The following is a 22,743-nucleotide window of genomic DNA, read 5'->3' on the forward strand; positions in this document are numbered from 1 at the left end:
ATCTAAATAAAACATTGTCTAATCTAAAACTACACCTATCTTTGCACTCAATTTTTAATAAATCTAAATAAGTTATAATGTATAAAATAAGGTTTAGTTTACTTTTAATCATGTTAACTATTGTTAGTTTTGGGCAAACTCAAAATCAGCAAAACCCACAAAAAAAAGATAGTATTAATAATTTAAGTGAAGTAACAATTGTTGCTAATAAACTTCTAGGCAGCAAGTTTGAAGCAAAAAACCGGACAGGTTCAGCTTACTTTATTTCAAAAAAAGACATACAAAAATTTAATTATTTTGATGTCAACAATCTTTTAGGCCAAGTTCCAGGTGTTAATATTTATCAAGAAGACGGCTTTGGTTTAAGGCCTAACATCAGTTTACGTGGTACCTCTCCAGAACGTTCTAGTAAAATTACTTTGATGGAAGATGGCGTACTAATAGCTCCAGCACCTTACAGTGCACCAGCGGCCTACTACTTCCCTACAATTTCAAGAATGCAAAATGTTGAAGTCCTCAAAGGAAGTAGCCAAATACAATACGGACCATTTACTACAGGTGGCGCGATCAATTTTGTGTCAACTGAAATCCCAAAAGATTTCGAACTTAATCTAAGAGCTAACTATGGTTCGTATGATACCGGTAATTTTTATGCTAATATTGGTGATTCTAAGAAAAATTTCGGATATTTATTAGAATACAACAATATTCAATCTGACGGATTTAAAAATCTTGATAACAATGGTGATACAGGATTTGATATCAACGATTTTGTTGGTAAATTTCGAGTTAACACTAATCCAAGTGCTAAGGTTTACCATTCGCTTGAGTTCAAATTTCAATATTCAGATGAATTATCTAACGAGACTTACTTAGGTTTAACGCAAAATGATTTTAATGAAACTCCTTTTAGACGTTATGCAGGTTCACAGGTAGATAATATGGATACTGAACATACACAATTCATGCTAACACATACTGCAAAATTTAGTGACTTTTTACGTCTAACAACAACTGCCTACCGCAATAATTTTAAACGTAATTGGTACAAACTTGATAAAGTCAACTTTAACAATATTCAAGTTGGTATTAGCGATTTACTTGAAAACCCCAACCAATTCCCTAATCACTTCAGCATAGTTAATGGTAACAACTCAACTAATGAAGGTGCTTTAACAGTAAAAAACAATAATCGTGAATACTACAGCCAAGGTATTCAAACTAAGTTTGACTATCATTTTTTTACAGGCGATTTTTCTCATGATCTAGAAGTTGGGCTTCGTTATCACCAAGATGAAATTGATCGTTTTCAATGGGTCGATGATTATAATATGTTAAGCGGAAATATGAATTTAGTTAACCAAGGAATTCCAGGGACTGAATCTAACCGTATTCAAGATGCTGAAGCTTTAGCAACTTACATTTTGTACAAGTTGAAGTTTAACAAACTAACTTTAACGCCAGGTCTTCGTTACGAGTCTATCAAACTAACACGCTCGAACTACGGCACAAATGACATTAACAGAACTGGTAGCGATTTAAGTTATCGAGAAAATACATATAACGAATTAATTCCTGGACTTGGTGCAAACTACAAAATCAATAGAGAAATTGCTATTTTTGGTGGCATTCATAAAGGTTTTGCACCAGGTGGGACACAACCTGAAGAAGAAGCAGAACAAAGCATCAACTATGAATTAGGAACTCGCTTCAACTTCAATGGCTTTAGTGGTGAAATTGTCGGTTTCTTTAATGATTATAGCAACTTGCTTGGTAGTGACCTTAACGCAACTGGCGGTACTGGAAGTCTCGAACAATTTAATGCTGGAGAAGTTAATGTAGCTGGATTTGAATTATTGTTGAACTACAATTTACTTCAAAATAATTCAAAATTTGATTTACCACTTAATTTTGCCTACACATATACCGATACCGAATTTCAAAACAATTTTGAAAGCGGTGTTGGGATTTGGGGCCAAGTTACCGCTGGTGACGAAATGCCTTACATCTCTAAGCACCAATTTAATTTTGGCGCTAGTTTTATTGCCGAAAAATTTCAAATTAATGCTAATGCCCGTTATAGAGGCGAGTTTAGAACCCAAGCTGGCACAGGTTCAATACCACAAAATCAGAAAGTTGACGGTAATTTTGTAATAGACATTTCAGGTGAGTATCAACTTACAAACAACTTTAGTTTAACCGCTAATATGATTAACTTGTTAGATCACACATATGAAGTTGCCCGAGTTCCTGCAGGGTTAAGACCTGGTCATCCTTTTGGAATTTATGGTGGATTTAAATTTAAACTCTAAAAATACTTAAGACTAGATAAAAAAAGGAACTTCAGCTGAAGTTCCTTTTTTTATTGATTTTTTTAAAACTATAAGTATTTTTTCATCACTAATTGAAGCTTCTCAGCCTCACTTGCAGCAGCTTCAGCAAAATCTTCAGCATTAGACTTATAAATAATTCCTCTAGATGAGTTAATTAATAGTCCATGATTAGAATTCATCCCGAATTCACAAACCTCTTCTAAACTACCACCTTGAGCACCAATTCCAGGAACTAAAAGAAATGCATTAGGGATAATCTGTCGGATTTTTTTAAAAAACTTAGGTTTAGTAGCTCCTACAACATACATCAACTGTTCTGAATTATGCCAAGATTTAGACTGTTCAATAACCTTTTCAAATACAAAACGATTATCATTTAGCTTTTCTAGTTGAAAATCTTGAGCACCTTGATTAGAAGTTAAAGCAAGCATGATGGTTTGCTTATTTTTAAATGCTAAAAATGGCTCAACAGAATCTTTACCCATGTAAGGCGCCACAGTAACCGCATCAAAGCCTAAATCATTAAAAAAAGCTTTGGCGTAACGCGATGCCGTATTACCAATATCACCACGTTTTGCATCGGCAATTGTAAACACATCTGGATAGCTGTTATTTAAATAGTTCATTGTTTTTTCAAGTGCAGACCAACCTTTTAAACCATAAGCTTCGTAAAAAGCTAAATTTGGTTTATAAGCCACTGAAAACTTTATGGTGGCATCTATAACAGCTTTGTTAAATTCAAAAATAGGATCTTCAAAATCAAGCAGATGTTTGGGGATTTTTTCTAAATCGACATCTAAACCAACGCACAGCATTGACTTTTTTAATTCAATTTGCTGCTTTAAAATATTGGTATTCATACTTGTAATGAAGTTAAAGTGAGTCTGAAATATTTTTTAGCTTTTCAGTATTATCAACAAGCTTCAACTCATCAATTACTTTATCGAGGTCGCCATTTATAATGTTATCTAGATCGTAGAGAGATAAGTTAATTCTATGATCAGTTACACGACCTTGAGGCCAATTATAGGTTCTAATTTTGGCACTTCTATCGCCGCTAGTAACCATATTGCCACGCTTCTCTGCATCTTCGGCTTGTTTTTTTGCTAATTCCATTTCATATAATCTGGAGCGCAATACTTTAAAAGCTTTCTCTTTGTTTTTATGTTGAGATTTTTGGTCTTGGCATTGAGCTACTATTCCTGTAGGCTCATGCGTTAATCTAACGGCTGAATAGGTTGTATTGACAGATTGACCACCAGGTCCTGATGAGCAAAAGTAATCGATGCGGACGTCTTTAGGATTAATTTCAACATCAAATTCTTCAGCTTCAGGAAAGACCATAACTGTAGCTGCACTTGTATGTACTCGGCCTTGAGTTTCAGTTTGCGGCACACGTTGTACACGATGCACGCCAGCTTCATATTTTAATGTACCATAAACATTTTCTCCAGAAACTTCAAATTGAATTTCTTTAAAGCCACCATTAGTGCCTTCACTATAATCTACAGTACTTACTTTCCAGCCTTTATTTTCAGAATACCGTGTGAGCATTTTATAAATGTCGCCAGCAAAAATACTAGCCTCATCGCCGCCTGTACCAGCACGAACTTCAACTACTGCATTTTTGGCATCTTCAGGATCTTTAGGAATCATCATATACCTAATTTTTTCTTCAAGGGCTTCGAGTGCTTCTTTAGATTCTTCTAGCTGAAGCTTAGCCATTTCAAGCATTTCATCATCACTGCTATCATTTATAATAGCTTCGGCTTCTTGAATATTATTACTGAGAACGATGTATTTTTCGCGCTCATCCATAATATCTTTTAAGTCCTTATATTCTTTTGAAAGTGTAGCATAACGTTTTTGATCTGAAATAATATCAGGTTGAATGATAAGATCATTCACTTCATCAAAGCGTTGTTTTATGATGTTTAACTTGTCTAACATAGTCGATTTTAAAATGTGTTCAAATTTACAACTATTTCACTGAACTATGAAGTTATCAGTAAAGTTGCTTTTATAATTCTACAATAACACCAATGCCGAGTTGTTGTTTCCATTGAACTTTTGGTCCACCTTCAACGACCTCACCATTTTCATTTTCGTTGCTAATTCTTACATCGTCGTCGTAGCGCAAATGAGAGCCAAAAGAGGCTTTTATAAAACCATTAACCTTGAAGTCAAAATTGAGTTCCCAATCAATATCTATATTTCCAAATTTATTAAGATAATCGGTATATAGACGTAAATGGCTATTCATATTTACATTTTGAAAAATTTCGCGTTTATATTCGTTAGTAACAAGAATACCAATTTCCATTCTTGAACTTTTACCGTTTTTAATGATATTACCATCATCATCTAAAATTGCCTTTTCAACTCCAAAAGCACCTTGATTAGCCAAGCGCTGATTAAGTACGAAAGTAGATTTCATAGTTACTGGCGAAAGGTAAATCTGGTTATTTTTGTCTTCAGTAGTATATTCTGAACCAACCCCAAGAAATAAATATCCTGGTGCCATAAAATCTGAGATTGAAACATCACGATTAGGATAATTATAACCTCTTGAAAACTGAGAATTAAAACTAAATTTCCCTGAGTAATACCAATTTGATTTTTCAGAAACGCGATAACCAAAAGTTGATATAAACTCTAAATCGTCGTCAGTTTTACGTAATTCTTGACCTTCTTGTTGATTAACGCCATAGCGCATTCTAAGTTCATTATTCCATTTTAAGGCATTTCTAACAAATAAACGTTTAAAGTGAGTACCAAATAAACCTGAAATAGAGTTAGAACCACCAGCATTCCAATTCACAAAAGCAACCTCACTTAAGTCGAAAGTAAATTTATTACTCTTTGCCCAGTAGCTTGTAGGCCCAATAATTCTAATTAAGTCTATAGCTTTAAATTCGTGTACGTAATCAGTATCGATGGTAGTTGTAATAAGTTTTTTAGGACCACGTGAAAAAAAATATTCAGCTACAGATGTTTGCTTTTGAATTTCTCCAAAAGATTGCGCTAAACTTAACAGCGGAAAGCAAATAATTAGAAGTTTAAATAGTTTCATTATCAGTAAGTGAATTGACCAAACTCAGACTTAATGTGCAAAGATTTTTTATCAGCAGCTTCAACATGACCGATAATTTGAGCGGGAATATTAAAACTTTCAGAAATTTTTATGATTTCGTCTGCAATTTCTTCATCAACATAAAATTCAAGTCGGTGCCCCATGTTAAAGACTTGATACATTTCTTGCCAAGACGTACCACTTTCATCTTTTATAAGTTTAAATAACGGTGGCAAATTAAACATATTGTTTTTAACGATTTTTAATTGGTCTACAAAATGCAAAATCTTTGTTTGTGCGCCACCACTACAATGTACCATACCATTAATACGGTTTGCACCTGTATTTTCTAAAACTTTTTTTACGACAGGTGCGTAAGTTCTTGTTGGGGACAAAATCAGTTTTCCTGCATCTAAAGGAGAACCTTCAACTTGGCTGGTTAATTGTTTAGAACCCGAATAAATTAAATCTTCTGGAACTTTAGGGTCAAAGCTTTCAGGGTATTTTTTGGCTAAATATTTGCTTAAAACATCGTGACGTGCTGAAGTTAAGCCGTTACTTCCCATTCCGCCATTATACTGAGATTCATAAGTGGCTTGACCCGATGAAGCTAGGCCTACAATTACATTTCCTGGTTTAATATTAGCGTTATCAATTACTTCATTGCGTTTCATACGGCATGTCACAGTAGAGTCGACAATAATTGTACGTACTAAATCGCCTACATCAGCTGTTTCGCCACCAGTTGTATGAACTTGAACGCCATGTTTTGAAAGTTCTTCGCAAAGCTCTTCTGTACCATTAATAATTTCGGATATTACTTCGCCAGGGATAAGATTTTTATTACGCCCAATTGTTGATGAAAGTAAAATATTTTTTGTTGCACCTACACAAAGCAAATCGTCTAGATTCATAATTAAAGCATCTTGGGCAATGCCTTTCCAAACAGACAAATCGCCTGTCTCTTTCCAATACATATACGCTAAAGATGATTTGGTTCCAGCGCCATCAGCATGCATGACTAGACAATGCTTGTTACTACCTGTTAAGTAATCAGGAATAATTTTACAAAAAGCTTTTGGAAATAAACCTTTATTAACTTTAGAAATAGCCTTATGAACATCTTCCTTTTGAGCTGAAACACCGCGTTGGCTGTATCGATTTGTTGAAGTAGACATGAAAAAAATTTTAGCAAAAGTAATGAAAATAAATGGGTAACATAAAAGCCCAAGTTGGGATACTCGGGCTTTTATTTTGAGATATATTTCAGTTTATTTGGTAAATAACAGTTCTCTGTATTTGGTTAATGGCCAAATTTCGTCATCTACTAATAATTCTAGTTTATCGCAATGATATCTGATCTCTTCAAAGTAAGGCTTTACCTCATCACAATATAAATAAGCTCTCTTGGTAACGTCTTGAGTATTATTCGCTTTTTTACGCGCTTCAATCATATGATTAATTCCTGCGTTAATTTTTTCAATATGATTTGAGATACGCTCAATAATGGCTAATTGTTCTGTTGCCATAGTTTTAAACTGGTCGCCATAAATATCTTTTAAACCCTTAACGTTTTTAATTAATACATTTTGATACTTGATAGCTGTCGGAATCACATGGTTTCTGGCAATATCTCCTAACAAGCGACCTTCAATTTGAATATGTTTTGAATAATCTTCAATTTCGATATCAAATCTTGCTTTTACTTCAACTTCATTCATGATGTTAAGCTCAGTAAATAGCTCAATCGCTTTTTTAGAAATTTTTGGTTGTAGCGCTTCTGGGGTTGTTCTATAATTGCTTAAACCACGTCTTTTAGCTTCATTTTCCCAAGCTTCTCCGTAACCATCTCCTTCAAATCTAATACTTTTAGATGCTTTTATGTATTCTCGTAATACATTAAAAATAGCATCATCTTTCTTCATTTTTTTATCTTTCACAAGTGCATCGACTTCAACTTTAAATTCTTTAAGTTGTTTAGCAACAATAGCGTTTAAAACTGTCATTGGGTCAGCACAATTAGCAGTAGAACCTACTGCTCGTAACTCAAATTTATTACCAGTAAAGGCAAAAGGTGAAGTTCGGTTTCTATCGGTGTTATCAAGTAATATTTCAGGAATTTTACCAACTACGTTTAGTTTAAGATCTGTTTTTTCTTGAGGCGATAGCTTACCGTCTGTTACTTTTTCGAGCTCATCTAAAACTTTGGTGAGTTGAGAACCTATAAAAACTGACATGATAGCTGGTGGTGCCTCATTAGCACCTAATCGATGATCGTTTGAAGCTGAAGCAATTGTAGCTCTAATTAACTCTTCGTTTTCATACACTGCTTTGATGGTATTGACAAAAAACGTTAAAAAACGTAAATTACGCATAGGCGTTTTTCCTGGGCTTAATAAATTAGAACCAGAACTTGTGGCTAAGGACCAATTATTATGTTTACCACTACCATTTACCCCTTTAAAAGGTTTTTCATGAAATAAGACTTTAAAATTGTGACGCTCTGCAACTTTATCCATTACATCCATTAATAATGAATTATGGTCTACCGCTAAATTAGCCTCTTCAAAAATAGGTGCTAATTCAAACTGATTAGGCGCGACTTCATTATGCCTTGTTTTAACAGGAATACCCAACAACATGCTTTCTTTTTCTAGTTCACGCATGAAGTTTAAAATTCGTGCAGGAATAGAACCAAAATAATGATCATCTAATTGTTGACCTTTAGCAGGTGCATGACCTAGTAAAGTTCGGCCAGACATCATCAGGTCTGGACGTGAAGCTGCCAAAGCAGAATCGATTAAAAAATATTCTTGTTCCCAACCTAAAGTAGCATTAACTTTAGTTTCTTTTTTATCGAAGTATTTTACAACATCAGTTGCTGCTTTATCTAAAGCAGAAATTGATTTAAGTAAAGGTGTTTTATAATCTAAGGCTTCACCTGTGTAAGCCACAAAAATGGTAGGAATGCAAAGTGTTGTTCCCCAGACAAAAGCTGGTGAAGTTGGATCCCAAGCGGTATAACCACGAGCTTCGAACGTATTTCTAATACCACCACTTGGCAAACTTGAAGCATCAGGCTCTTGCTGAACAAGCTGACCGCCGCCAAATTTTTCGATAGAGCGGCCATCACTGGTCGTTTCAAAAAAGGCATCGTGCTTTTCGGCTGTTGAACCTGTTAGTGGTTGAAACCAATGTGTATAATGTGTAGCACCTTTTGAGATTGCCCATTCTTTCATACCAGTTGAAATATGATCGGCTAAGTCACGGTCGATTTTAGAACTATTTTCAATAGCATCCATAATGCTGTTATAAGAATCGCTAGTCAAGTATTGACGCATCGCTTCTTTGTTGAAAACGTTTTTCCCAAAAAGTTCAGATCTTCTAATACTCTCATCTACTGGTATTGGTTTTCGATTTAGAGTTTCTTTAATTGCATTAAATCTTAGATTAGCCATAATAAAATATTTTGACCAAAAATAGTTTTATTTTTAATTAACCCCTATATTTTTAATGTTAAATTTAAATTATGTCCATAAAAATACAGTATCACCCCTAAAAATTATACCCTAAAAGCTAAAACAACAAATATTAAATAAGGAATTAAAATTAAAGCTCCTTTATAACGGCCAATGGAGTGCTGTTTTGGTAATAAGGCTAAAATCAAGCTTAGTTTAGCAAAGCCAATCATCCAAAATATATCAATACTTAAAATAGATTTAGATTGTAATGCAATAGGCTTAATCATAGATGTTATACCTAACACAGGCGCCATATTAAAAATATTAGAACCGATTAAATTTCCTAAAGAAATGGCTTTTTCGCCCTTAAAAGCAGTTTTGAGAAATATTTAAAAAATTTTCAACACATGATGAAAAAGCGATTTTAACATTATACCTAATGCTGTTTGTATTTTTTTTTTTTAGGTTCGCATCATAACCAATTTAAAATCGTGATGTGTTCTTAGTCAATTATTAAAAAAAGAGAAAGCTCCTACCAGGTAGAAGCTTCTCCCGAAAGATGCATGAAAAAACTTACATCTCACTCTCAATTTGCAAATGTAAGCTTTTTCATGAGACCTCAACAGCCTTCAGAGCTGAAAATTTAATCATCCGTTATGATGGCAAACTGACAATCTAAATTTTTTAAATACGAATATCATGAAAAAGTTTTTCACAATTATTGCACTTAGTGCAATAACTTTAAGTTTAAATGCAAATAACGCTCAATTACAATCTAACGATGACTGTGAAAGTTATGCTATGACACAAGCAGCTAGCGAATTTAGTGCAGGCTACTTCACAACACCATGGGCATCGTTAGACTCTTACTTTTATTACCTCGGAATTTGTGAAGATTCAGATGGAATACCAGCAGATACAGTTATTATTGACTAAACAACAATTATGAATTACAAACGACTTTACATTTTAATATTTATCTTCAGTCCTGCTTTCTTAATTGCACAATCTGATTTTGAAATCACTTACAAGAAAAGAGTGCTACCAGGATATTTTCAAATTTCTGATTCGGTTAGCGAAGTTAAAAAGTCAAGGTATTTAAAGACAAGAAACAGCGTAAAACGAAATATCGGTAAATTTAAATACACTTTACAAATAGATACGGAGTCAAATATTTCAGAGTTTAAGGTGATTAAAACCATGAGTGTTGATGGAAATGAGCGATTTAATAACAATTTGAAAGGTATGTTAGGCGGTCGTTTTCCGATATATAATCATTTAAAAAAAGATAGTGTTTTTGAAAATGCTGATTTCAGAGGAAAGATATATTTTACACGTTACAAGAGTCCGCGATACAAATGGCGTTTAACAAAAAAAACGAAAGATATTCTTGGATTTAAATGTTATTTGGCTGTTACTGAAGAGAGCACAGACAAAACGGTTATTTTTAATTTTCAAAAAGATAAAAAGAAAGCTTTTCATGCTTGGTACGCTCCGAGTTTACCCTCCAAATACGGGCCGTCATTTTTTACGGGTTTACCAGGATTAGTATTGCAAGCTGGAAATAAAAAAATGGAAATTTATGCCTCAGACATCAAAAATGTTAACAATGTAAAGGTTGAATTTCCTGATAAAAAATCAATAACTCATAAACAAAAAATTAATCAGCTCAAAGCTATGATCGGCAGGTAAAAATAAATGTAAAGTCGTATGTTTTATTTAACCCTCAAAAATGAGGGTTAAATTTTTTATGATAATTGATACAAAAAAATTTTAAATTATATATGAACCACCTTTTGAAAATATTTCTAGTACTCCTTATCCCACTAACCAGTTTTGCCCAAACTCATAAACTCGAAGGCAAAATCCAAGACAGCCTTCAAAACAGCATTCCTAACACCAATATTATTGCCACACCTTTAGACACTGATGATGAAATTACCTTTTCCATCAGCGACCAAAAAGGCAGATACCGCTTAAAACTGAGCGAGCATTCAAGATATCTGGTAGAAATTACGTATTTGGGATTTCAAAAAATTTCAGATACCATTCAGATTTCAGAAAATCAAACACAAAATTTCACCTTAAAAGAAAGTACCGTAAGTCTGGAAGAAGTCTTAATTCGTCAGGAAATGGCAGTCATTGTGAAAGAAGACACCATCACTTACCACACCGACCAGTTTAAAACTGGTGAAGAACGTAAACTGCGCGACATACTCAAAAAGCTTCCAGGTGTGGAAGTCGATCGGGACGGCAACGTGAAAGTCAATGGCAAATCAGTCACTAAACTGATGGTCGATGGCAAAACTTTTTTTACTGGCGATGAAAAACTGGGTGTCAACAACATTCCCGCTGATGCGGTAGATGAAGTTGAAGCACTAGACAATTACAATGAAGTCGCATTTCTGAAAGGTTTGGAAGACAGCGACAAAATGGCGCTTAACATCAAGCTGAAAGACGGCAAAAAGAAATTCGTTTTTGGCGATGTAGAAGTTGGCGGTGGCGTGGAAGATCGATTTTTATTTTATCCCAAACTGTTTTATTACAGTCCCAAAACGGCTATTAATGTCATTGGCGATGTGAATAATATTGGTCAGAAATCCTTTACAGTGCAAGACTATTTAGATTTTGAAGGCGGATTTGGTTTGGCGCTAGAAGACCCGTCAACCTATTTCAGCTTATACAGAGACGATTTTGCGCAATTTTTGCAAGAAGACGAATTCACCTACAGCAAAAATGATTTTGGTGCCGCCAGTTTGTCTCAAGAATTGGGCGGTCATTTTAGTTTGGATGCGTACAGCATTTTCAATAAAGGCAAACTTGAAACGCTTACGAAACAAAATTTAACCTACCAAGCCAATAATCAAGCCGACGAATTCAGAGAACAAAGCGGGCTCAACGAACTGTTGTTTAGCATCAATAAAATAAAACTGAGATACGACAATATGGACAATCTGGATTTGCGCGCCAATACCACAATCAAATACAATGAAGGGAATTCAGAAAATTTATTGAGCTCTTTTGTCCAAAATGAAAAAGAATTTGTGAACACCTATACCAAACCAGATAATATTGAGTTTGCACAAGTCTTCAACCTCAATAAACAGTTTTCTTACAAGCACACCACAAAAGTAGAAGCAAGCTTAAAACACAGCGACCAAACGACGGATCGGTTGTGGAATTTCAACCAAGCTTTATTTTCAGGCATTATTCCACTGGTCGATGAAGACGACACCTATCAACTGAGCCAACGCAACCGCAATACGATCAATAATTTTAAACTCAATGCCAAGCATTATTGGGTGTTGGCAGATTTTCACCACATTTATCCCGTGGCAGGTTTCAATTATTTTGACACTGAATACCAAACTTTGGACGAACAAATCCTGAATGACGGCAGCACCAATAGTTTTCAAGATGCAGGATTCAATAATCAATTGGACTTCAATTTATTGGATGCGTATGCAGGATTTCAATACAAAACACAAATTGATGATTTGGTGCTTCGTCCAGGTCTTGTTGTTCACAATTACAGTTGGAATGCCGCGCAATTCAACAATGAAATAGCCAACAATAACAAAACCATTTTTCTGCCTGAATTTTTTGCTGAATATGAATTCAATACGTCAAAGAAACTAAAACTAGAATACAATCGGTATTCAAATTTCAGCAATATTTCAGGCTTTGCCAACCGTTTGCGTTTGCAAAGTTTCAACCAATTGTACCGAGGCAATGAAAATTTAGAAAACCAACTTTACAATAGAATTCGCTTGAATTATAGGAATTTCAATCTTTTCAAAGGTTTGACATATTTCGTCAATTTGAGTTACAGTCACCGAGAAAAAAGCATCAGAAATCAAACAGAAATAGAGGGCATCGACCAGATTTCAACCAGTATTTATACCGATTTACCAGAAAATACGTACAGCATTTCAGGAAATATCAACAAGCGCATTCCGGATTTCAGTTTTAGTTTAGGCACAAATTTTAGTTTTTCAGATTATTCCAGAATTATCAATAATGAAACGCTGGCTTACCAAAATAACAACTACAGTTACAATTGGAGAGTCAACACGCGATTTGATGATTTACCAAATTTTGAAGTCGGGTACAGACATTCATTTTCCAGGTTGAATTCAGATCAAATCGATAATAAATTTATGCGACTCACGCCTTTTGCTTTGGTCGAATACGACTTTTTAGACGATTTTATTTTTAAATTCGATTACGATTACAATTATTTTAAAAACCAAACCACCGATAATTCCAACCGTTTTGAAATAGCCGAATCCAGCTTGTTTTATGGCAAAGAAGATTCCGCTTGGTCTTTTGAAATCAGTGCCACTAATATTTTCGATGTCGATTTCAAAAGAGAAAACTCCGTCAACGAATTTATCGTGTCCGACCGCCGCATTTTTCTTCAACCCAGAACTATTTTATTCAAATTGATTTACAAGCTATAACTTATTGTTTAAGACCTAAGTGCTAAAACAACAAATATTAAATAAGGAATTAAAATTAAAGCTCCTTTATAACGGCCAATGGAGTGCTGTTTTGGCAATAAGGCTAAAATCAAGGTTAGTGTAGCAAAGCCAATCATCCAAAATATATCAATACTTAAAATAGATTTAGATTGTAATGCAATAGGCTTAATCATAGCTGTTATACCTAACACAGAAGCAATGTTAAAAATATTAGAACCGATTAAATTTCCTAAAGAAATGGCTTTTTCGCCCTTAAAAGCCGCTATAAGTGAAGCAGCAAGCTCAGGTACACTAGTTCCAAAAGCAATCATAGTTACTGATATAACAAGCTCACTAACACCAAGTGTTTTTGCAATTTCTACAGAGCCTTTTACGAGCCAATCTGAACCAAAATATAAACCTAGACCACCAATAATTAACCAGACCACTATTTTAAAGGTCGATACTTCTTTTAATTGGTCATCAACCTCTTCAGTTGTAAATGATTTTTTACCGCGTACCTTTCTTATTAAAATAAATAAGTAAACAAATAAGCAACTTAACAAAACCAAGCCTTCTAAGGCTGAAATTACTTCACCAGATTTTAGCATGAAATACAATAAGCCTGAAAACAGCATCATCACTGGCCAATTTAAACGATAAAAGTCTTTATCTATACCAATACTAGAAATTAAGCTAGTTACCCCTAAAACTAAGCCGATGTTCGCAATATTAGAGCCGACTACATTACCTAATGAAATATCAGAAAAACCTTCTAAAGCCGCTTGTAAACTTACAATTAATTCAGGAGCAGAAGTCGAAAAAGAGACAACAGTTAGGGCAATGATCATTTTAGAGATCTTTAATTTAAAAGATAAGGCTACTGATGAACGCACTAAAAATTCACCGCCAATAACTAAAGCTGCTAAGCCTATTAAAACTAAAATCACATTCATTACCACATAATTTTCTGCGAAAATAGAACTTAATTTCTGTTTTGTGAAAATGTTAAAAACTATTTTTATAGTTATATAACTAAATTTATAGTTTATATTTGATTATTGAAATATATAACTATGAATAACAATTTACCGCATTTAACAGCCAAAGAAGAAGAAATCATGGCCTGCTTATGGTCGCTTGAAAAAGCTTTTGTAAAAGAAATTGTGGCCCATTTAGGTCAAAACTTACATTACAACACCGTTTCTACCATTATTAGAAACTTGGAAGATAAAGGCTATGTTGAACATCAAGCCTTTGGTAAAACCCATCAATATTACCCGAAAATTTCTAAAGAAGTTTATAGCGAGCATGTATTAAACCTAAATTCTCAACGCTTTTTTAATGGCTCTTATAAAGATATGGTTTCATTTTTTGCTAAAAAAGAGCAAATTTCTAAAGAAGATCTTGAAGATATTTTAAAGCTGATCAATAAATAATATGGAACTTTTAATTTATTTCGGAAAAGCCTCACTTCTACTCTTTTTGTTTTGGGCTATTTACAAATTGGTTCTCGAAGACGAAACTTATAATCAACTTAAGCGGTATTATCTATTAATTGGCTATATCGCTAGTTTAATCTTGCCATTAATTCAGTTTACCAGAACAAAAATCATTGAGCCCACAACTTCAACATTAATAGCAAATTCTACTCTAGCAAGCAGTGATATTTCAACGGAATTAAGCACTGCAGAATTGATGCTTCAAATTATAGATGATTATTATTTAATTGAATTGTTGCTTTTAGGTGTGGCCTTATTCTTTCAGTTGAAGTTTCTCCGCCAATTAGTTCGGTTAGTTTCCCAGTTGAAGTCAGCCCAAAAATACACTAAAAATGGTATTCATTATATCGCATCAAGAAGTGAAGACACAGCCTTTTCATTTTTAAATTATGTGGTCTATAATCCCGAAAAATTAACACCAACTGAACTTCAACTCATTTTAAAACATGAAGAAGCGCACGTAAAGCTAAGGCATAGTTTAGACATTTTGTTGGCGCATATTTACACCAGTTTATTCTGGTTTAATCCTATAGCGTGGTTTTACAAAAATGCTATTACAGAAAACTTAGAGTTTCAAGCCGATGCTAGTGCTACTTCAGCCGACTCATTAAAACCATATCAGCAAACTTTATTCAAAGTAGTTGAAGAACGCTACAAACATCAACTGCAACATGCATTTAATCAAAACTCAATCAAAAAACGAATCATTATGTTACAAAAATCAAATTTTAAACCCTCTAAAAATTACTTTCGGTTAGTTTTAATTACGCCGTTTCTAGTGGCTTATATGCTTTTATTTCAAATTGAAACAATTGCACAAGTCAGAACAAATAACATTAAAGAAACTAAAGCTGAAATTACAAAAGTAGAACTTACTTATGGTGCTAAAACTAGCTTTGAAAATCTAAGAAAAGACATCGAATTTTTGAAAGAAGAGTTTGGGGTTGACATGTCCTACCGTAACGATACTCGAACCGAAGATGGTTTTATTAAAGGTATTACCTTAGATATCAATACAAATACAGGCTTTTCAGGCTCTGTAACTTCGCCCGATTTAGCACAAACACCTGTTTATGTTTACTACTACCCAAATGAAGATGTAAAAAGTCCGTTTGGTGTTGGCACTGGCAAAAAATCAGAAAGCGAGACAGCTATAACTTACGATGAAATTAAAAATGCCGAAAAAATAAGAATTGACGGTAAGACTTACAAAAATGAAGAGTTGAAAGGAAAATACATTGCTTTTGATAAAGCGAGTTATAATCCCGAAACCAAAACCTTAACAATTAAACGACCATCTCAATTTACAAATGAAGAGTTTGATGACTTCAAAACATTCTTTTCAAAATTAAAAGAAGAAAAAGCTAAAAACTTCACCTATGAATTTATTAGTATTTCAGATGAAGCAAAAATAATGTTAGGCAAATACAAGCATGGCGAAAAAACTGATCTAAAGGCAGTTTCAAAAACATCATCATTTTCTTTTGATGCCTCTACGACTGAAAATCTAAAGGAAATTTCAGCCAAAGACTTGAATGATACTGAAGTGTTAATTATTAACCGAAAGAAATTTTCTAAAAAAGAATTAGCCAACAAAAATATAATCGTTGAGCAAGCCGCTTATGATAGCTCAACAAAAACTTTAAATATAAAAACGCCTGAAGCATTTGGCGAAGGCATTTTTGATGGGTTTAAACAATTATTGAATAAAACGAAATCAATATACGGCAATGAATTGAAAGAAGAATTACATTTTATCAACATCACAAAAAAACTTGACGCGCTTTTAATTACTGTTAATAATTTGAAGATTGATAATAATCCTGAAAACGCCACTCAAAATAAAATTGTAGAAAATTCTTTGACTAAAAACCAAGACGTTTTGTTTATAGTAGACGGTAAAAAAATAAATCAAAATGAAATTAAAAAGATTGATCCTAACAAAATAGCTTCTATAAATGTAATTAAGAATCCTACTGAAATTAAAAAATATACCTCTGATGAAGAAAATTATGAAGGTGTTATTTTAATTACCACCACAGATAAAAAATAAAAATACTGTATATATCAATAAAGCCTTTACAAGTTGACTTATAAAGGCTTTATTTTAATAGCTATGAACAACTATTATTCATCATAAATATTATGATATTTACCATCGGAAGTTTCAAAAAACTTTCCATTTACATAGCGATAATGTTTATCAAGCTCTTTAAGCTGATTTAAATCGCTCTGATCAAGTTGAAATTCTAATGAACTTAAATTTTGCTCAATTCGTTTTGGTGTTACCGATTTTGGGATGGTGATACAAGCTCGAGATACGTGAAAATTAATAAGTACTTGTGCTGCTGTTACATTATGTTTTTCGGCAATTGTATTCACAACTGGATTATCTAATAAGGTAGGTTCATTATTAGCTTTCATTTCTGGGGTTCGATCTTGACTACCTAAAGGTGAATAAGCTGTAATTAAAATATTATGCTTCTCACAATATTTCAACATTTCATCTTGTTGCAAATAAGGATGTAATTCAATTTGATTCATTTCAGGTGATGTATTGGACTTTTTAATTAAATCCTCTAACTTTTTAATACTGAAATTTGATACGCCAACATGTTTTATTAAGCCTTGATTTTTAGCTTCAACCATTGCTTCCCAAGTCTCAATTAGTGGTACTTCATCTAGTGATAAATAGTCGTTATCATCTTCTGGAAAACCCGTAAGTCCAGATTTAAAAGCAACTGGCCAATGCATTAAGTATAAATCTAAGTAATCTAATTGAAGATCACTTAAAGTTTGTTTCAATGCGGGTATAACATCTTCTTTTCTATGAGCATTATTCCATAATTTTGATGTTATAAATAGGTCATCTCGTTTAATATCTGAATTTTTAAATACATCAGTTAAAGCTTCACCTATTTCGGCTTCATTACCATAAATAGCAGCACAATCTATGTGGGTATAACCTGATTTTAAAGCGTGTTTTATAGCTTCTCCAACTTTATTTTCTTCAGACTTCCAAGTCCCTAAACCGACTTGACAAATTTTATCACCATTATTAAATTCTAGATATGACATAAATATTTTTTAAATAAAAATAAGCCTTGAGAAAGGCTTATAAAAACTTAGACAGAAGTTTAAATAAATTTTAACCTCTAAAAAGCAAAACTTACACCAGCAGTAATATTATGTTGATTGGCGTTTATGCTTACTGGACTTTCTAAACCAGATCTTATAACCTGTTCACGTCGATCTTGTTGCGTATTAACATAAGAAATATCAAATCGCGTGTTACCTAAAGCGTAACCTAAACCAAAAGTAAATCTATTAATATCGGTAGCAATAACTTCAGATGAAAACGGACTCTCATGATAGTTATAACCAGCACGAAGACTAATGTTTTTGATACGGTATTCGCCACCAAAGTTTAATTCAGTTGCGGTTTGCATTAGTGTAGAAATTTCTTCATTTGCTTGTTGAAATCCATTTGAATTAAATTTCATATTGGTATAATTTCGGCTTGTAAAATCAGCACTTATCAATAAATTTTTATTTAAGATTAATGCTAAACTTCCTGTAAAAGTTGAAGGTGTTCTAAATTTATAATCTGGAAAAATATTAAAAATTTCAGGATTTGCATTAACAAAACCATTGTCTTGACTATTAGTACTTATTTCATGAAACAACTCTTCTTGAATATTCATCCAAGTTGGTGTTTTATAACTTACACCTATTCTAACTTCATTAATAGGTTTATAAATTGCACCAAAATCAAATGAAATTCCACTGCCTCTTACGTTCAATAAATTATCAAATACTATTCTATTAACACCATTGGTTTCTCCATTTTGTTCATCAAAACTAGTTGCTCTAGAGTAATCAATAAAATAACCGTTAATGTTTATACCAAGCATTAATTTATTAAAAATATCTATAGCAGAATTAAAACTAACTTTACCACTATTTCCATCTATACCATAAGCATACTGTTGGTTTAGGTTATTTGCAAAAACATTAGGCTCGTAGGTTGTGTTAGATAAATCATTCGGATTTGTAGAATTTATCACAAAGGCTTCATAAGCTAAATAAGCTTCTTGACCAGATAAACCATATTCATTTCCGATACCATCATAGCGCTCAAAAAAAGATTCATTAGTAAAAGGAGTTAGATTATCAAGCGGAATTCCGTTTGCTTGGTTCACGAAATAACTAGCAATTGAGTTGTTATTTAAACCAAATGCAAAAAATTCGTCATTTAAATTACTAACACGATCATAATTTATACCAAATGTTATTTTTTTGACAGGAACATCTTCATTGTTAGCTTTAAAAACAAACATGACTCCTGCTTGAGATATATCTAAATCACTTGAATTAGTTTGTGTTTTATTCTGTCTAAATAAATTATTATTGTGATTATGCTTATAATCAAGAGTAAAAGTAGCTTGATTAGTTGCAAATATAGCACTACCAGCAGGATTTATTTTTAGCGCCGACAAGTCACCACCCACAGCTCCAAAAGCGCCGCCCATACCCATAAATCTTGCAGTACCTTGTAAGTCTTCGTTACTAAAAAGTAATGCATCTTTAAAATTTTGGGCATTAGAACTAATGCCCAAAATAAATATTATAAAAATTATATTTTTTTTCATCATTAAAATTTGAGTTAATTATCTACCGCCGCGTCTACCTCCAGAACTTCGGCCTCCAGAACTTCTACCACTTGATCTTGTACCACCTGAACTTCTTACTCTAGAACTACTTGAACTTGAGCGTCTTGTTGTTGTAGGTGAAGATCTCCTAATTGTAGATGATCTAACTCCTGTAGATCTACCTCTACTATTAGATGAACTTCCTCTGATTGTACGTCTATTATTAGATGAAATCACCGAAGAACGTGTTGATCTTGCACTTATATTTCTAGGGTTTCTTACACGAACTGAATTATTAGAACCTATTGAAGTTCTAGAACGTGATGAAATATTAGAACTCCTTAATGCATTAACACGTCTTAGATTTAACGCTCTATTCCTTGAGAGGTTTGAGCGATTAGACCTGATAGATGTAGGTCTTTGACTTCTAACGGCATAAGAAGATCTTAAATTTCGGTTATAATTACGATAAGCATAACCATAATAATTTCGACCTCTTAACCATGGGTTGTAAAAACCTCTATAGCCATAAAAACCACCAAATCCATAAGCAAATCCAGGACCGTAATACCCGTTAAAATAAGGGTTAAAGCCCCAACCAAAATTATTCCATCCTGGATAACCCCAGCCAGCATTAAAACCCCAACCAAAATTGTTCCAAGAATTAAAACCAAACGGACTATAAAAGCCTGTTCTCCAACCCCAGTTATTCCAACCAGCATTATAAAACCAAGGGTTATTATTATAGATATTTACAGAAACACTAGTTGGGTTAGAGCCCCATGCTGGGTTAGCGCTTTCATAATTTTGTGTATCGTCTTGATAAATGATTTGGTCTTTAGAATTTTGCGTATTTGTAGATGAATATTCATCAATATTAGTAAAAACATTATTTTTACTTCTAGCCTCTTCAATTAACTCTCCCTGACTTTTAAAGTAATCTCTATATTCAGCGTTGTCTTCATTAACTGATTGCTTTGTATACGCCCTATTTTCACTTTCAACTTGTTGAACTTGTTGACGCTTTTGAGTTTGAGTTTGTGCAACATCTTCGTTGTATATCCCATCTGTATATGAAGACACGTTCGAGTAAGAACCGCATGAAGTCATAAAAACCACAGACAAAACAGCCGAAGCTTTCATTAGTAAAATTGAATTTTTTTTGATCTGTAACATAACTTGTGGTTTTAAATTAAACTTATAACAAATTTAATTAGTTTTGTGCCAATTAAATAGTTATTAACAATAAATCAATATTTGTGCCAAAAGATAAATTATGGGTAAAAGCTTAACAACACGCAGCGAAGATTATTCAAAATGGTATAACGAACTCGTTGTAAAGGCAGACTTAGCTGAAAACTCTTCGGTGCGAGGCTGTATGGTTATAAAACCTTACGGTTACGCAATTTGGGAAAAAATTCAAGCTGAACTTGACCGACGCTTTAAAGAAACAGGTCATGAAAACGCTTATTTTCCATTGCTGGTGCCTAAAAGCATGTTTGAAGCAGAAGAGAAAAATGCCGAAGGATTTGCTAAAGAATGTGCTATAGTAACACATTATAGATTAAAGACCGATGAAGATCAGGCTGGAAAGCTCAAAGTTGATAAAAATGCAAAACTAGAAGAAGAGCTTATTATTAGACCAACTTCAGAAGCTATTATTTGGAATACCTTTAAAAATTGGATACAGTCCTACCGTGATTTACCTTTAAAAATAAATCAATGGGCAAATGTTATGCGTTGGGAAATGCGTACTAGACTATTTTTAAGAACAGCTGAATTTTTATGGCAAGAAGGCCACACAGCCCATGAAACAAAAGAAGAAGCGCTCGAAGAAGCCAAATTAATGAATGGTATTTACGCCGATTTTGTAGAAAATTACATGGCTATACCTGTCATAAAAGGGGTAAAAACAGAATCTGAACGTTTTGCAGGTGCCGATGAAACCTATTGCATAGAAGCACTTATGCAAGATGGCAAGGCACTTCAAGCAGGTACATCTCACTTTTTAGGCCAAAATTTCGCAAAAGCATTTGATGTAAAATATACTTCTAAAGAAGGAAAGCAAGACTTTGTTTGGGCAACAAGTTGGGGCGTATCCACAAGATTGATGGGCGCATTAATTATGACGCATAGTGACGATCACGGCTTAGTTCTACCTCCAAAATTAGCACCATTTCAAGTTGTTATAGTTCCTATTTTTAGAAATGAAGAACAACTTAAGCAAGTAAGTGAAAAAGCAAATCAAATTAAGTCAGAACTTCAAGATAAAGGCATTTCAGTTAAATTTGATGATCGTGATACTCATAAACCTGGCTGGAAGTTTGCTCAGTATGAGCTACAAGGTGTTCCACTACGAATTGCCATAGGACCTAAAGACCTTGAGAAAGGAACAGTTGAGCTTGCAAGAAGAGATACCTTAACAAAAAACTTTATCCAAGAATCTGAGATAAGTCAAAAAGTTGTGCAAAATTTGAGTGATATCCAAAGTAATTTATTTGAAAAAGCCCTAAATTTCAGAGACTCGAATATCACTGAAGTTGATAGTTATGATGAATTTAAGGAAGTTATAGAAACAAAAGGTGGTTTTATTTCTGCACACTGGGATGGTACTGCCGAAACTGAAGAAAAAATTAAAGCTGAAACAAAAGCAACTATAAGATGTATTCCTGATAATACAACTAAAAATGAAGGGAAATGCATTGTAACAGGCTTAGTTTCTCAACAAAGAGTTTTATTTGCTAAAGCATATTAATTTTTATCAATAAAAATTTGCAGAAATGTAATTATTATCTATTTTTGCAACCGCAAATGAAACAAGGTCCGTTCGTCTAGGGGTTAGGACGCTAGGTTTTCATCCTAGTAACAGGGGTTCGAATCCCCTACGGACTACAGAAATTATATTTGAAATACTAAATTGGTCCGTTCGTCTAGGGGTTAGGACGCTAGGTTTTCATCCTAGTAACAGGGGTTCGAATCCCCTACGGACTACAAAACATTTTATAATGGCAAATCACAAATCAGCATTAAAAAGAATTCGTAACAGCGAAACTAAACGATTAAGAAATCGTTATCAGCACAAGACTGCTCGTACTATTATAAAGAATTTAAAGTCAACTACAGATAAAGCAGAGGCTGAAAAGAAATTAGCTGAAGTTTATTCAGTTGTTGATAAGTTAGCAAAGAAGAATATTATACACAGTAATAAAGCTGCTAATTTAAAATCTAGCTTAACTAAGCACGTAGCATCTTTATAAAT

Annotated in this window: 18 protein-coding genes and 2 tRNA genes; 10 read left to right on the forward strand and 10 right to left on the reverse strand. The window is 33.5% G+C overall.

The genetic code is table 11. The features are described from left to right. The first annotated feature begins 77 nt into the window (after positions 1-77). Positions 78-2,312, forward strand: coding sequence for a TonB-dependent receptor family protein (locus IMZ30_RS01060; protein ID WP_207038719.1), 2,235 nt, complete (start codon positions 78-80; stop codon positions 2,310-2,312). Between the two features lie 68 nt (positions 2,313-2,380). Here the strand turns inward: IMZ30_RS01060 and pyrF are convergent, their stop codons facing one another. The 6 genes from pyrF to IMZ30_RS01090 all read right to left on the reverse strand — a co-directional run bounded on the left by pyrF (position 2,381) and on the right by IMZ30_RS01090 (position 9,256). Beyond that, positions 2,381-3,193 carry an orotidine-5'-phosphate decarboxylase gene (gene pyrF, locus IMZ30_RS01065; RefSeq protein ID WP_207038720.1) on the reverse strand — a complete coding sequence of 271 codons (813 nt, stop codon included), beginning with the start codon at positions 3,191-3,193 and terminating at the stop codon, positions 2,381-2,383. Between the two features lie 13 nt (positions 3,194-3,206). After that, complete coding sequence (gene prfA / locus IMZ30_RS01070; protein WP_207038721.1) at positions 3,207-4,283, reverse strand: peptide chain release factor 1; 1,077 nt, start codon at positions 4,281-4,283, stop codon at positions 3,207-3,209. 70 nt (positions 4,284-4,353) lie between these two features. Further along, complete coding sequence (locus tag IMZ30_RS01075) at positions 4,354-5,406, reverse strand: DUF3078 domain-containing protein (protein ID WP_207038722.1); 1,053 nt, start codon at positions 5,404-5,406, stop codon at positions 4,354-4,356. A gap of 2 nt (positions 5,407-5,408) precedes the next feature. Further along, positions 5,409-6,584 (reverse strand): AIR synthase related protein, encoded by a 1,176-nt coding sequence (locus tag IMZ30_RS01080; protein WP_207038723.1) that lies wholly within the window; start codon positions 6,582-6,584, stop codon positions 5,409-5,411. Positions 6,585-6,677: 93 nt separating this feature from the next. After that, a complete protein-coding gene (locus IMZ30_RS01085; protein WP_207038724.1) occupies positions 6,678-8,864 on the reverse strand; it encodes a glutamine synthetase III in 2,187 nt (728 codons plus the stop codon). 104 nt (positions 8,865-8,968) lie between these two features. Beyond that, on the reverse strand, positions 8,969-9,256 hold the full coding sequence (locus IMZ30_RS01090) for a hypothetical protein (RefSeq protein WP_207039653.1): 288 nt from the start codon (positions 9,254-9,256) through the stop codon (positions 8,969-8,971). 310 nt (positions 9,257-9,566) lie between these two features. On the opposite strand from IMZ30_RS01090, the gene IMZ30_RS01095 reads away from it, so the two are divergent. From IMZ30_RS01095 to IMZ30_RS01105, 3 genes are all read left to right on the forward strand, one after another. Then, complete coding sequence (locus IMZ30_RS01095; protein WP_207038725.1) at positions 9,567-9,803, forward strand: hypothetical protein; 237 nt, start codon at positions 9,567-9,569, stop codon at positions 9,801-9,803. A gap of 9 nt (positions 9,804-9,812) precedes the next feature. Beyond that, positions 9,813-10,559 carry a GLPGLI family protein gene (locus tag IMZ30_RS01100; RefSeq protein ID WP_207038726.1) on the forward strand — a complete coding sequence of 249 codons (747 nt, stop codon included), beginning with the start codon at positions 9,813-9,815 and terminating at the stop codon, positions 10,557-10,559. Positions 10,560-10,651: 92 nt separating this feature from the next. After that, positions 10,652-13,330 carry a TonB-dependent receptor gene (locus tag IMZ30_RS01105; protein WP_207038727.1) on the forward strand — a complete coding sequence of 893 codons (2,679 nt, stop codon included), beginning with the start codon at positions 10,652-10,654 and terminating at the stop codon, positions 13,328-13,330. Positions 13,331-13,338: 8 nt separating this feature from the next. On the opposite strand, the gene IMZ30_RS01110 is transcribed toward IMZ30_RS01105, so the two are convergent. Next, positions 13,339-14,286 carry a calcium/sodium antiporter gene (locus IMZ30_RS01110; protein ID WP_207038728.1) on the reverse strand — a complete coding sequence of 316 codons (948 nt, stop codon included), beginning with the start codon at positions 14,284-14,286 and terminating at the stop codon, positions 13,339-13,341. Between the two features lie 120 nt (positions 14,287-14,406). Here IMZ30_RS01110 and IMZ30_RS01115 point away from each other — a divergent pair, with 120 nt between their 5' ends. Both IMZ30_RS01115 and IMZ30_RS01120 read left to right on the forward strand, forming a co-directional pair. Further along, positions 14,407-14,769: a BlaI/MecI/CopY family transcriptional regulator gene (locus IMZ30_RS01115; RefSeq protein ID WP_207038729.1), complete on the forward strand. Its 363-nt coding sequence runs from the start codon at positions 14,407-14,409 to the stop codon at positions 14,767-14,769. Position 14,770: 1 nt separating this feature from the next. Beyond that, a complete protein-coding gene (locus tag IMZ30_RS01120) occupies positions 14,771-16,885 on the forward strand; it encodes a M56 family metallopeptidase (RefSeq protein WP_207038730.1) in 2,115 nt (704 codons plus the stop codon). Between the two features lie 74 nt (positions 16,886-16,959). Here the strand turns inward: IMZ30_RS01120 and IMZ30_RS01125 are convergent, their stop codons facing one another. The 3 genes from IMZ30_RS01125 to IMZ30_RS01135 all read right to left on the reverse strand — a co-directional run bounded on the left by IMZ30_RS01125 (position 16,960) and on the right by IMZ30_RS01135 (position 20,660). Beyond that, positions 16,960-17,910: an aldo/keto reductase gene (locus IMZ30_RS01125; RefSeq protein WP_207038731.1), complete on the reverse strand. Its 951-nt coding sequence runs from the start codon at positions 17,908-17,910 to the stop codon at positions 16,960-16,962. A 77-nt stretch (positions 17,911-17,987) separates the two neighbouring features. Further along, complete coding sequence (locus IMZ30_RS01130; RefSeq protein WP_207038732.1) at positions 17,988-19,484, reverse strand: OmpP1/FadL family transporter; 1,497 nt, start codon at positions 19,482-19,484, stop codon at positions 17,988-17,990. Between the two features lie 18 nt (positions 19,485-19,502). Continuing rightward, positions 19,503-20,660: a hypothetical protein gene (locus IMZ30_RS01135; protein WP_207038733.1), complete on the reverse strand. Its 1,158-nt coding sequence runs from the start codon at positions 20,658-20,660 to the stop codon at positions 19,503-19,505. Positions 20,661-20,760: 100 nt separating this feature from the next. On the opposite strand from IMZ30_RS01135, the gene proS reads away from it, so the two are divergent. The 4 genes from proS (at position 20,761) to rpsT (ending at position 22,741) form a co-directional block, all read left to right on the forward strand. Continuing rightward, complete coding sequence (proS, locus tag IMZ30_RS01140) at positions 20,761-22,239, forward strand: proline--tRNA ligase (RefSeq protein WP_207038734.1); 1,479 nt, start codon at positions 20,761-20,763, stop codon at positions 22,237-22,239. A gap of 65 nt (positions 22,240-22,304) precedes the next feature. Continuing rightward, positions 22,305-22,376: transfer RNA gene (locus IMZ30_RS01145), tRNA-Glu, on the forward strand. A 27-nt stretch (positions 22,377-22,403) separates the two neighbouring features. Continuing rightward, positions 22,404-22,475: transfer RNA gene (locus IMZ30_RS01150), tRNA-Glu, on the forward strand. Between the two features lie 14 nt (positions 22,476-22,489). Next, positions 22,490-22,741, forward strand: coding sequence for a 30S ribosomal protein S20 (gene rpsT, locus IMZ30_RS01155; protein ID WP_073191443.1), 252 nt, complete (start codon positions 22,490-22,492; stop codon positions 22,739-22,741). The last annotated feature ends 2 nt before the right edge of the window (positions 22,742-22,743 follow it).

The organism is Psychroflexus sp. ALD_RP9 (assembly GCF_017311165.1).
Lineage (GTDB): Bacteria > Bacteroidota > Bacteroidia > Flavobacteriales > Flavobacteriaceae > Psychroflexus.

Coding starts and splice junctions, on each gene's coding strand:
- IMZ30_RS01060 (WP_207038719.1), top strand. CDS start 78: ATGTATAAAATAAGGTTTAGTTTACTTTTAATCATGTTAACTATTGTT.
- pyrF (WP_207038720.1), bottom strand. CDS start 3,193: ATGAATACCAATATTTTAAAGCAGCAAATTGAATTAAAAAAGTCAATG.
- prfA (WP_207038721.1), bottom strand. CDS start 4,283: ATGTTAGACAAGTTAAACATCATAAAACAACGCTTTGATGAAGTGAAT.
- IMZ30_RS01075 (WP_207038722.1), bottom strand. CDS start 5,406: ATGAAACTATTTAAACTTCTAATTATTTGCTTTCCGCTGTTAAGTTTA.
- IMZ30_RS01080 (WP_207038723.1), bottom strand. CDS start 6,584: ATGTCTACTTCAACAAATCGATACAGCCAACGCGGTGTTTCAGCTCAA.
- IMZ30_RS01085 (WP_207038724.1), bottom strand. CDS start 8,864: ATGGCTAATCTAAGATTTAATGCAATTAAAGAAACTCTAAATCGAAAA.
- IMZ30_RS01095 (WP_207038725.1), top strand. CDS start 9,567: ATGAAAAAGTTTTTCACAATTATTGCACTTAGTGCAATAACTTTAAGT.
- IMZ30_RS01100 (WP_207038726.1), top strand. CDS start 9,813: ATGAATTACAAACGACTTTACATTTTAATATTTATCTTCAGTCCTGCT.
- IMZ30_RS01105 (WP_207038727.1), top strand. CDS start 10,652: ATGAACCACCTTTTGAAAATATTTCTAGTACTCCTTATCCCACTAACC.
- IMZ30_RS01110 (WP_207038728.1), bottom strand. CDS start 14,286: ATGAATGTGATTTTAGTTTTAATAGGCTTAGCAGCTTTAGTTATTGGC.
- IMZ30_RS01115 (WP_207038729.1), top strand. CDS start 14,407: ATGAATAACAATTTACCGCATTTAACAGCCAAAGAAGAAGAAATCATG.
- IMZ30_RS01120 (WP_207038730.1), top strand. CDS start 14,771: ATGGAACTTTTAATTTATTTCGGAAAAGCCTCACTTCTACTCTTTTTG.
- IMZ30_RS01125 (WP_207038731.1), bottom strand. CDS start 17,910: ATGTCATATCTAGAATTTAATAATGGTGATAAAATTTGTCAAGTCGGT.
- IMZ30_RS01130 (WP_207038732.1), bottom strand. CDS start 19,484: ATGAAAAAAAATATAATTTTTATAATATTTATTTTGGGCATTAGTTCT.
- IMZ30_RS01135 (WP_207038733.1), bottom strand. CDS start 20,660: ATGTTACAGATCAAAAAAAATTCAATTTTACTAATGAAAGCTTCGGCT.
- proS (WP_207038734.1), top strand. CDS start 20,761: ATGGGTAAAAGCTTAACAACACGCAGCGAAGATTATTCAAAATGGTAT.
- rpsT (WP_073191443.1), top strand. CDS start 22,490: ATGGCAAATCACAAATCAGCATTAAAAAGAATTCGTAACAGCGAAACT.